The sequence below is a fragment of the Plasticicumulans sp. genome, assembly GCF_035331805.1.
Classification (GTDB): domain Bacteria; phylum Pseudomonadota; class Gammaproteobacteria; order Competibacterales; family Competibacteraceae; genus Plasticicumulans.
The window spans coordinates 1-9,449 of record NZ_DAOLKE010000128.1; the positions used below are offsets into that span (position 1 = coordinate 1).

General features: G+C 69.0%; 6 protein-coding genes. 3 read left to right on the plus strand and 3 right to left on the minus strand.

Annotated elements, in window-relative coordinates; translation table 11 throughout:
- Together PKE44_RS10480 and aceE are read right to left on the minus strand one after the other, a co-directional pair.
- The coding region (locus PKE44_RS10480; protein WP_324550840.1) for a biotin/lipoyl-containing protein at positions 1–269 on the minus strand (269 nt) is incomplete at its 3' end.
- A 177-nt stretch (positions 270–446) separates the two neighbouring features.
- The gene (aceE, locus tag PKE44_RS10485) at positions 447–3,107 is read right to left on the minus strand and encodes a pyruvate dehydrogenase (acetyl-transferring), homodimeric type (protein ID WP_324550842.1); all 2,661 of its coding nucleotides are present in this window, start codon (positions 3,105–3,107) and stop codon (positions 447–449) included.
- A 397-nt stretch (positions 3,108–3,504) separates the two neighbouring features.
- Between aceE and PKE44_RS10490 the strand changes: the two genes are divergently transcribed.
- Together PKE44_RS10490 and PKE44_RS10495 are read left to right on the plus strand one after the other, a co-directional pair.
- Positions 3,505–5,838 carry a methyl-accepting chemotaxis protein gene (locus PKE44_RS10490; protein ID WP_324550844.1) on the plus strand — a complete coding sequence of 778 codons (2,334 nt, stop codon included), beginning with the start codon at positions 3,505–3,507 and terminating at the stop codon, positions 5,836–5,838.
- Between the two features lie 77 nt (positions 5,839–5,915).
- Complete coding sequence (locus PKE44_RS10495) at positions 5,916–6,062, plus strand: hypothetical protein (protein WP_324550847.1); 147 nt, start codon at positions 5,916–5,918, stop codon at positions 6,060–6,062.
- A 13-nt stretch (positions 6,063–6,075) separates the two neighbouring features.
- On the opposite strand, the gene gshA is transcribed toward PKE44_RS10495, so the two are convergent.
- Positions 6,076–7,650 (minus strand): glutamate--cysteine ligase, encoded by a 1,575-nt coding sequence (gshA, locus tag PKE44_RS10500; protein ID WP_324550849.1) that lies wholly within the window; start codon positions 7,648–7,650, stop codon positions 6,076–6,078.
- A 300-nt stretch (positions 7,651–7,950) separates the two neighbouring features.
- Between gshA and PKE44_RS10505 the strand changes: the two genes are divergently transcribed.
- Positions 7,951–9,399 (plus strand): glyceraldehyde-3-phosphate dehydrogenase, encoded by a 1,449-nt coding sequence (locus tag PKE44_RS10505; RefSeq protein WP_324550851.1) that lies wholly within the window; start codon positions 7,951–7,953, stop codon positions 9,397–9,399.
- The last annotated feature ends 50 nt before the right edge of the window (positions 9,400–9,449 follow it).

Consider the following 9,449-nt stretch of genomic DNA (forward strand, 5'->3'; position numbering starts at 1 on the left):
GGGGCCGGGGCCGGGGCGGCCGCGCCGCCGGCGGCTTCGAGCAGCACGACGACCGTGCCCTCGGAGGCCTTGTCGCCGACCTTGATCTTCACTTCCCTGACGACGCCGGCGTGGCTGGACGGAACGTCCATGCTCGCCTTGTCGGATTCGAGCACGATCAGGGTCTGGTCGACCTTGACCGTGTCGCCGGGCTGGACGGAGACCTCGATGACGTCCACGTCCTTGAAATCGCCGATGTCCGGCACTTTCACTTCGATGAGATTGCTCATGCTCGTTGCCTCGCGGCCCGGACCGTCCGCGGCGCGCGGCGGGCGGTGCTCAACCGCCCTGCCCGCGCCGTCAGCGTCCGTGACCGCCGAATGGGACTCACGCGTGAAGGATCCGTACGGAATCCTGTCGATCCGGCGCGCACCGGTGCTGCCGGTGCGCGCGGCCGTGGACCTGCCTCAGATCAGGCGCGGGTTCGGCTTGGACGGATCGATGCCGTACTTCGCGATCGCCTCGGCGACCTTGCTGCGCTCGATCGTGCCCTCGTCGGCCAGCGCCTTCAGCGCGGCGACCGTGACCCAGCGGCGGTCGACCTCGAAGAAGTTGCGCAGCTTCTCGCGGGTGTCGGAGCGGCCGAAGCCGTCGGTGCCGAGCGTCACGTAGCGGCGCGGCACGAAGGCGCGGATCTGCTCCGAGAACAGGCGCATGTAGTCGGTCGCGGCGATGACCGGGCCTTCGGTGCCTTCCAGGCACTGCTCGACGTGCGACTTCTGCGGCGCCTCGGTCGGGTGCAGCAGGTTCCAGCGCACGGTGTCGTTGCCGTTGCGCGACAGCTCGGTGAAGCTCGGGCAGCCCCAGATGTCGGACTCGACACCCCACTCGTCGCGCAGCAGCTCGGCCGCGGCGATGACCTCGCGGAAGATCGTGCCCGAGCCGAGCAGCTGCACGCGCGGCCCCTTGGACTCGCCGCCCTTCCGGAAGGCGTACATGCCCTTGATGATGTCGGCCTCGGCCCCGGCCGGCATCTCCGGGTGCTCGTAGTTCTCGTTCATCACCGTCAGGTAGTAGTAGATGTCCTCGTGGTCCTGGTACATGCGCTTGAGGCCGGACTGCACGATGACCGCCAGCTCGTAGGCGAAGGTCGGGTCGTAGCTGATGCAGTTCGGGACCGCCGCCGACCACAGGTGGCTGTGGCCGTCCTCGTGCTGCAGGCCCTCGCCGTTGAGCGTCGTGCGACCGGCGGTGCCGCCGACCAGGAAGCCGCGGGCGCGCATGTCACCGGCGAGCCAGGCGAGGTCGCCGACGCGCTGGAAGCCGAACATCGAATAGAAGATGTAGACCGGGATGGTCGGCACGCCGTGCACGGCGTAGGAGGTCGCCGCCGAGATCCAGTCGGCCATCGCGCCGGCTTCGTTGATGCCTTCCTGCAGGATCTGGCCGTCCTTGGACTCCTTGTAGAACATCAGCTGGTCGGCATCCTGCGGCGTGTACTGCTGGCCGACCTGCGACCAGATGCCGATCTGGCGGAACATGCCTTCCATGCCGAAGGTGCGCGACTCGTCCGGGACGATCGGCACGACGTACTTGCCGACGTTGCGGTCCTTGACCAGCGTGTTGAGGATGCGCACGAAGGCCATCGTCGTGCTGATCTCGCGGCCCTCGCCGGTCGCCTTGAGCAGCGCATCGAAGGCTGCGAGGCCGGGCACCGGCAGCTGCAGCGCGCTCGGGTGACGGCCCGGGCGGTAGCCGCCGAGTTCCATGCGCCGCGCGCGCATGTAGTCGAGCTCCTTCGAGCCTTCGGCGAAGGTCAGGTACGGATACTCGGGGATCTGCTCGTCGCTGACCGGAATCTTGAAGCGGTCGCGGAAGCCCTTGAGATCATCGAACTTCATCTTCTTGGCCTGGTGGGCGATGTTCGCCGCCTCACCGGCCTCACCCATGCCGTAACCCTTGATGGTCTTGGCCAGGATCACGGTCGGCTGACCCTTGTGATCGACGGCGGCCTTGAAGCCGGCGTAGACCTTGTGCGGATCGTGACCGCCGCGGTTGAGCTGCCAGATGTCGTCGTCGGACCAGTCGGCAACCAGCGCCTTCAGCTCCGGCGTGTTGAAGAAGCTCTCGCGGACGTAGGCACCGTCCTTGGCCTTCATCGTCTGGTACTCGCCGTCGACGATTTCCATCATCCGCTTCATCAGGATGCCGGACTTGTCGCGGGCGAGCAGCGCGTCCCACTTGCTGCCCCAGACGATCTTGATGACGTTCCAGCCGGAGCCGCGGAACTCGGCTTCGAGCTCCTGGATGATCTTGCCGTTGCCGCGCACCGGACCGTCGAGACGCTGCAGGTTGCAGTTGATCACGAAGATCAGGTTGTCGAGCTTCTCGCGCCCGGCCATGCCGATCGCACCGAGCGACTCGGGCTCGTCGGTCTCGCCGTCGCCGAGGAAGGCCCAGACCTTGCGGTTGTTGTGCACGCCGTGGCCGCGGTCCTCGAGGTAGCGCATGAAGCGCGCCTGGTAGATCGCGAGCAGCGGGCCGAGGCCCATCGACACGGTCGGGAACTGCCAGAAGTCCGGCATCAGCCACGGATGCGGGTAAGAGCTCAAGCCCTTGCCGTCGGTCTCCTGGCGGTAGTTGTCCATCTGCTCGGCGCTCAGGCGCCCAAGCAGGAAGGCGCGCGAGTAGATGCCGGGGGACGAGTGACCCTGGATGAACAGCAGGTCACCGTTGTGGCCGTCGCTCGGCGCACGCCAGAAGTGGTTGTAGCCGACCTCGTAGAGGGTCGCGGCCGACGCGAAGCTGGCGATGTGGCCGCCGACGTTGGTCTCGCGGTTGGCGCGCAGCACCATCATCGCCGCGTTCCAGCGCACGAACGAACGGATGCGGTGCTCGATGTCCTGATCGCCCGGGATCGGCGCCTGCTTCTCGACCGGGACGGTGTTGACGTACGGGGTGTTGGCGCTGAACGGGGCCAGATCACCGGCCAGCCGCGTGCGCTCGATCAGCTCCTCGATCAGCCAGTGCGCCCGCTCGGCGCCCACATGGGCGATGACACCGTCGAGGGCAGCCAGCCATTCGCGGGTCTCCTGCGGATCGACATCTTTGTATTGTTCGGCAGTCATGACGAAACCTCATGGCATCGAGGTGAATGTTGCGACGGCCGTCCTCCTCCTCCCGGGAACCAGACCTCGGGCCTGGACGGCATCCTTTGTGTGTCTGCAGATGCTGCTGCGTCGCCTACCGTTGTCGGTCTGCAGCGACGCTGGCTGCGCGTGGATCACTCGCGCCCGCCGATGCGCATCCTAAAAGACCATCTATGTATTTTTCCACGATGTGAAGTGCCGCCATTTCGCAGAGTTTTCACGATGTGAAATGGCGAAAACCGGGTTCCGACCGCCCGGTAACCATAGATCGTGAATTTTCGTGTGCCGAAAATCTGCGCCTGCTCCAGCGCAGGGAAACGGCTCCCCGGGGTACCGCACGCTGCGGGCCCCCCCATCGCCTGTTCAGGACTTCGCCATGACGCTACGCCGCCTGCGCATCGGCACCCGCCTCGCCCTCGGATTCGGTGCGATCCTCGTGATCGTCGCCGCGACGCTGACCGCTGCGATGCTGCACGACCTCGCCGGCATCCAGACGGCGAGCCGCGCCGAGCGGCTGAACGGCTCAATCGGTCTGGTCATCGCCTCGATGCAGCGCGAGCAGCGCGCCGCCGAGGCGCTGGCGACGCTGGTGGCGAGCCAGCCCTCGGTGGTCGAGGCCTTCGCGGCCGGGGATCGCGAGCGCCTGCTCGCCGAGTTCGGCGGCGCGTTCGCGGCGCTCAAAACCGGGCAGAACCTCGAACAGTTCCAGTTCCACGGGCCCGGCGCGATCTCCTTCCTGCGCGTGCACCAGCCGCAGCAGCACGGCGACGATCTCTCCGCCACGCGCAGGACCATCGTCGACGCCCAGCAGAGCGGCAAGGCGGTCGCCGGGCTCGAAGCCGACGCCGGCGGCTTCGGCCTGCGCGCGGTCGTGCCGATCCGCCGCGGCGAGCAGCTGCTCGGCACGGTCGAGTTCGGCGTGGCGATGGGTCAGGGCTTCTTCGACGAGCTGATGCGCTGGTATCTGCTGCGCGCGCGGCTGGTGACGCTCGATGACGCCGGCCAGCTCCGGCGCCTGGCCGACACCGCCGGCAACTGGCCCGACCTCGGCGAGGCCGAACTGCGCGCCGCCGCCAAGGGCACGCCGGCGATGGGCGACATCATCACCGGCGACGCGCATCTGGCGGTGCTGATCATGCCGATCGCCGATTACGCCGGCCGCACGGCCGGTGCGCTGGAAGTGTTCCAGGACCAGACCCTGTTCGAGCAGACCGCCCGGCAGATCCGCCAGACCGCACTCGCGCTCGGTGCCGGCCTGCTGCTGCTCGGCTGCCTGCTCGCCTGGTGGCTGGCGCGCGGCATCGCCCGGCCGCTCGGCGCGATGGCCGAAGCCGCGCAGGCGATCGCCGCCGGCGACACCAGCTGCGAGGTCCGCTATGTCGGCCGCGACGAGGTCGGCAGGCTCGCCGATGCCTTCCGCGCCATGCTCGCCTACCTGCGCGAGCTGACGCAGGCGGTCGATGCGCTCGATCGCGGCGACACCGCGCGCCGCCACACGGCGCGCAGCGAGGCCGACCGGCTCGGCACCAGCGTCGCGCGCACGCAGGCGACGGTTGCCGAGCTGCTGGCCGAAACACAGTCCCTGGTGCACGCGGCCGAGGTCGGCGAGCTGGCGCGGCGCGGGCGCACCGAGCGTTTCAGCGGCGACTACGGCGCGCTGGTCGCGAGCGTCAACCACCTGCTCGACACCCGCGCGGCCGCCCGCGAACGCGAGACCGCCGCCGAGGCCGAACGCCTCGCCGCCGCCCGGGCCGCCACCGAGCAGCTGGCCACGCAGGTCGAGACGCTGCTCGCCCGCGTCGATGCCGCCGCGCGTGGCGACCTGACCGTGCAGGTCGACGGCAGCGATGAAGACGCCATCGGCCGGGTCGGTGCCGGACTCTCGCGCCTGCTCGGCGACCTGCGCGGCCATCTCGGCGCCATCGGCAGCGCCGCGCAGGCGCTCGGCACGCGCGCGGCCGACCTCGATGCGCTGGCCCGCCGGCTGCGCGGCGATGCCGACGGCCACCGCACCCGCACCGCCGATGCCGCCGCCGATGCCGAGGACGTCGGCCGCCGGCTCGATGCCGTCGCCGCTGCCACCGAGCAGATGAGCGCGACCGCGCGCGAGATCGCACACAACACCGAGCAGGCCAGCGGCATCGGCAGCGAGGCCGAACGCGCGGCGGCCGATGCCGAAACCCTGATGCAGCGCCTCGCCGAATCCGGCAACCAGATCGGCGACGTGCTGCGCCTGATCACGTCGATCGCCGAGCAGACCAATCTGCTGGCGCTGAACGCCACCATCGAGGCCGCACGCGCCGGCGAGGCCGGCAAGGGTTTCGCCGTGGTCGCCGGCGAGGTCAAGGAACTGGCGAGAGCCACCGCCGAGGCCACCGGCCGCATCCACGAGCGCATCGACAACATCCAGCGCGACACCGCGCAGGCCCAGACCGCCATCGCCCGCACCCGCGACATCATCGGTCGCGTCAACGCCTTCGAGCAGTCGATCGCGCAGGCCGCCGAACAGCAGTCGCTCGCCGCCGCCGAGATGGCCGGCCACGTCGCCGAGGCCGCGCAGCGCGGCCAGCACATCGCCCAGGTCGTGCGCGAACTCGCCGCCGGCGCCGACGGCACGGTGCACGCCAGCGTCGAGGTCCTCGACTCCGCCCGCGCACTGAGCGAAACCGCCGGCACGCTGACCGAGCGGGTCGGACAGTTCAGGACCTGAGCGGGCGCTGCAAGAGGTGGGCGGATGGCGGAAGCGCATCGCCCCCCCTGCCCGGCCATTCCGGCTGCCAGCCCCTGATGCGCGCCTGCATCGGGCAGGGCCTGCGCGCCGATCTGGAGCGGCTCGATGCCGAACCGGTCAGCCGGCTGCTGGCAGCGCTGCGGGCCGAGGGCGTTCCCGAGGAAACGCTGGCGAAAGCGGTCGAGGCCCTGACGACCGCCTGAACCGCCGGCCGCCTCAGCGCTGCGCGAAATACCGGCGCAGGTATTCCTCGAAGCCGATGTCGTCGGCGGCCTCCATCGCCGCCTGCTCGGCGTGCGAGCGCTCGGCGAGCACGCGGAACTCGGCCTCGCGCGCCGGCCGCAGCGGCCGGCGGCGCAGCGTCGCGGCGTGTTCGGTGGCCAGGCGCCAGCCGAAGTCGAAGAAACCCTCCTCGCGCTCGCCCATCTCCGCGAGTACGCGCGCCGACGGCGTGCGCGCCGGGTCTTCGAGCTTGCCGCGCTGCTCGTTCAGCGCCGCCGTGTACGGCGATTCCGGATCGGCGCCGTCGAGCACCGCACACACCGGTTCCAGCGCCGCAAGGATGCCGAGCCCCCAGTCGCGCAGGCCGATGCTGGCGCCGCGGCGCGCCAGCAGCAGACCGGGATCACGCCCGGCGCGTGCCACGCGTTCGAGGTTGGCGTTCACATCGAGCTGCTCCTGCAGCTCGATGCGCGGACTGTCGGCCAGCGTGCAGAAGATCAGCAGCGCCTCGACGAAGCGCAGCGTCACCGCATCGACGCCGGTCGGCTGGTACGGATCGACATCGAGCGAGCGCAGCTCGACGTAGCGCACGCCGCGGCGCGCCAGCGCCGCCGTGACCTTCTCGTTGCCGAGCGGCGGCTGCTTGGGCCGCACGGTGCTGTAGTACTCGTTCTCGATCTGCAGGATGTTGCCACTCAGTTGCCGCCAGTCGCCGGCCCGGCAGACCCCGATCGCTTCGTACTCGGGACAGGGCGTGTTGACGGCGCGCGCGAGGCTCGCGACGTAGGCATCGAGGCCGTCGTAGCGCACGTGCACGCCGCACTTCTTCTCCTTGCGGTTCTGGTAGCCGATGCCGCTCATGCGCAGCGAGGTCGCGTACGGCAGGTACAGCGTGCCGTCGTCCCATTCGTCGAGATCCTCGCCGCGCGCGCCGATGAACGAGCGGCACACGGCCGGCGAAGCGCCGAACAGGTAGGGCACCAGCCAGCCGACACGCTGCACGTTGCGCGTCAGCCGGAAGTAGCCGTCCGACACATAGGCCGGCTGCGCGGCGATGCTGCCGTCGATCTCGCGCAGCGCCGCCCAGAAGGCCTCCGGCAGCGAGAAGTTGAAATGCACGCCGGCGATCACCTGCATCAGCTTGCCGTAGCGGTGGCCGAGCCCGCGGCGGTAGACGTGCTTCATGTAGCCGGCATTGGAGCTGCCGTACTCGGCGATCGGGATGCCGTCCTCGCCATCGACGACGCAGGGCATGCTGCCCGGCCAGATCTTCTCGTCGCCGAGGCGCGGCAGCACGAAGCGATGCACCTCGTCGAGAAAGCGCGTGCAGTCCTGCGTATCGGCGACCGGCGGCGTGATGAACTCCAGCAGCGCCTCGGAATAGTCGGTCGTGATCCACGGATGCGTCAGCGCCGCGCCGAGCGCGCGCGGGTGCCGGGTCTGCGCGATGCGGCCATCCGGCGCAACGCGCAGCGCCTCGCGTTCGAGCCCCTTCAGGCAGCCGCGCACGGCCACCGGACCGGCGGCATCGAGGAGGCGGGTCAGACGGGCTTGGGCGGATCGGTACACGGAGGGATCACTCGCTGGGGGCACGGAACGCGGCGGTCCGGGCCGGTCATCCGCGTCAGGACGCGCATGATAGCGCGCACATCCGCAGCACCCCGCCGCCGGCGTGCATCGCCGCTCTGCAGCCAGCACGCCGCCGACACGCAGCTTGACCGTGAGGACGCGGTTTGGTTGACCTGCGTGCTTGCCGTGCAGGGAGCCCGATCATTACAATCCGCGCCCGCTTGCGACTGTTTCTGCAGGATTTTTCGACATGCGGAACGATCGAGCGAGCAGCAACCCATGCCCAACGGAAAGCGAACAATGAGCCAAGCACAGCACGATCTGATTCTGCAGGACTGGAAGAACCGTCAGGAAATCGCCGAAGAGATGCTGCCGCTGCTCGGCCGGCTCTATCGCGACCGCGGCCTGGTCCTGCTGGTCTACGGTCGTCCGATCGTCAACAGCTCCACGATCGAAATCCTCAAGGCCCACCGCTACGTCCGCTACCACGAAGGCGCCGAGCTCGATGTCGCCGACACGCTGGCCGTGCTGAAGGCCATCGCCGGCATGGACGTGGCCCCGGCCCGCCTCGACATCGGCAAGCTCGCCGTCGGCTTCCGCAAGGCCGGCACCGCTGTCTCGCTCGCGGACTACCTCGGCGAACAGCTCGCCGACATCGTCGGCGATCACGCGCAGAAGTCGCTGGAACCGAAGGATGTCGTGCTGTTCGGCTTCGGCCGCATCGGCCGCCTGCTGGCCCGCCTGCTGATCGAGCGCACCGGCGCCGGCAACAAGCTGCGCCTGCGCGCGATCGTCGTGCGCAAGGGCAAGGGCGCCGACCTGCAGAAGCGCGCCAGCCTGCTGCGTCGCGACTCCGTGCACGGCCCGTTCAACGGCTCGATCACGGTCGATGAAGAAAACAACGCCATCATCGCCAACGGCAACTTCATCAAGGTCATCTATGCCGACAAGCCCGGTGCCGTCGACCTGACCGAATACGAGATCAACGATGCGCTGATCGTCGACAACACCGGCAAGTGGGCCGACCTCGAAGGCCTGACCCAGCACCTGAGCGGCAAGGGCGCGAAGAAGGTCCTGCTGACCGCTCCGTCCAAGGGCGACGGCATCAAGAACATCGTCTACGGCGTCAACCACGGCACGATCGAGGACAGCGACCTGGTCGTCTCGGCCGCCTCGTGCACGACCAACGCCATCACCCCGGTGCTGAAGGCGCTGAACGACAAGTACGGCATCGAGAACGGCCACGTCGAGACCGTGCACTCGTACACCAACGACCAGAACCTGATCGACAACTACCACAAGTCCGATCGCCGCGGCCGCGCCGCGCCGCTGAACATGGTCATCACCTCGACCGGTGCCGCCAAGGCCGTCGCCAAGGCGCTGCCGGAACTCAAGGGCAAGCTGACCGGCAACGCCATCCGCGTGCCGACGCCGAACGTGTCGATGGCGATCCTGTCGCTGAACCTGCAGTCCGAAGTCACCAAGGACGGCATCAACGAGTTCCTGCGCGAGACGGCGCTGCACAGCAAGCTGTCCGACCAGATCGACTACACCGCCTCGACCGAGCTGGTCTCGACCGACATCGTCGGCTCGCGCCACGCCGGCGTCGTCGACTCGCAGGCGACCATCGCCGCCGACAAGCGCGTCGTGCTCTACGTCTGGTACGACAACGAGTTCGGCTACAGCTGCCAGGTCGTGCGCGTGATGCAGGAGATGGTCGGCATCCGCCTGCCGAACCTGCCGCACTGAACTGAACCCCGGTCCGCATCCTGACCAGCCGGCTCCCGACAGGGAGCCGG

Excerpts from the sequence above, each read along its gene's own strand:
- aceE (WP_324550842.1), bottom strand. The coding sequence starts at position 3,107 with ATGACTGCCGAACAATACAAAGATGTCGATCCGCAGGAGACCCGCGAA.
- PKE44_RS10490 (WP_324550844.1), top strand. The coding sequence starts at position 3,505 with ATGACGCTACGCCGCCTGCGCATCGGCACCCGCCTCGCCCTCGGATTC.
- PKE44_RS10495 (WP_324550847.1), top strand. The coding sequence starts at position 5,916 with ATGCGCGCCTGCATCGGGCAGGGCCTGCGCGCCGATCTGGAGCGGCTC.
- PKE44_RS10505 (WP_324550851.1), top strand. The coding sequence starts at position 7,951 with ATGAGCCAAGCACAGCACGATCTGATTCTGCAGGACTGGAAGAACCGT.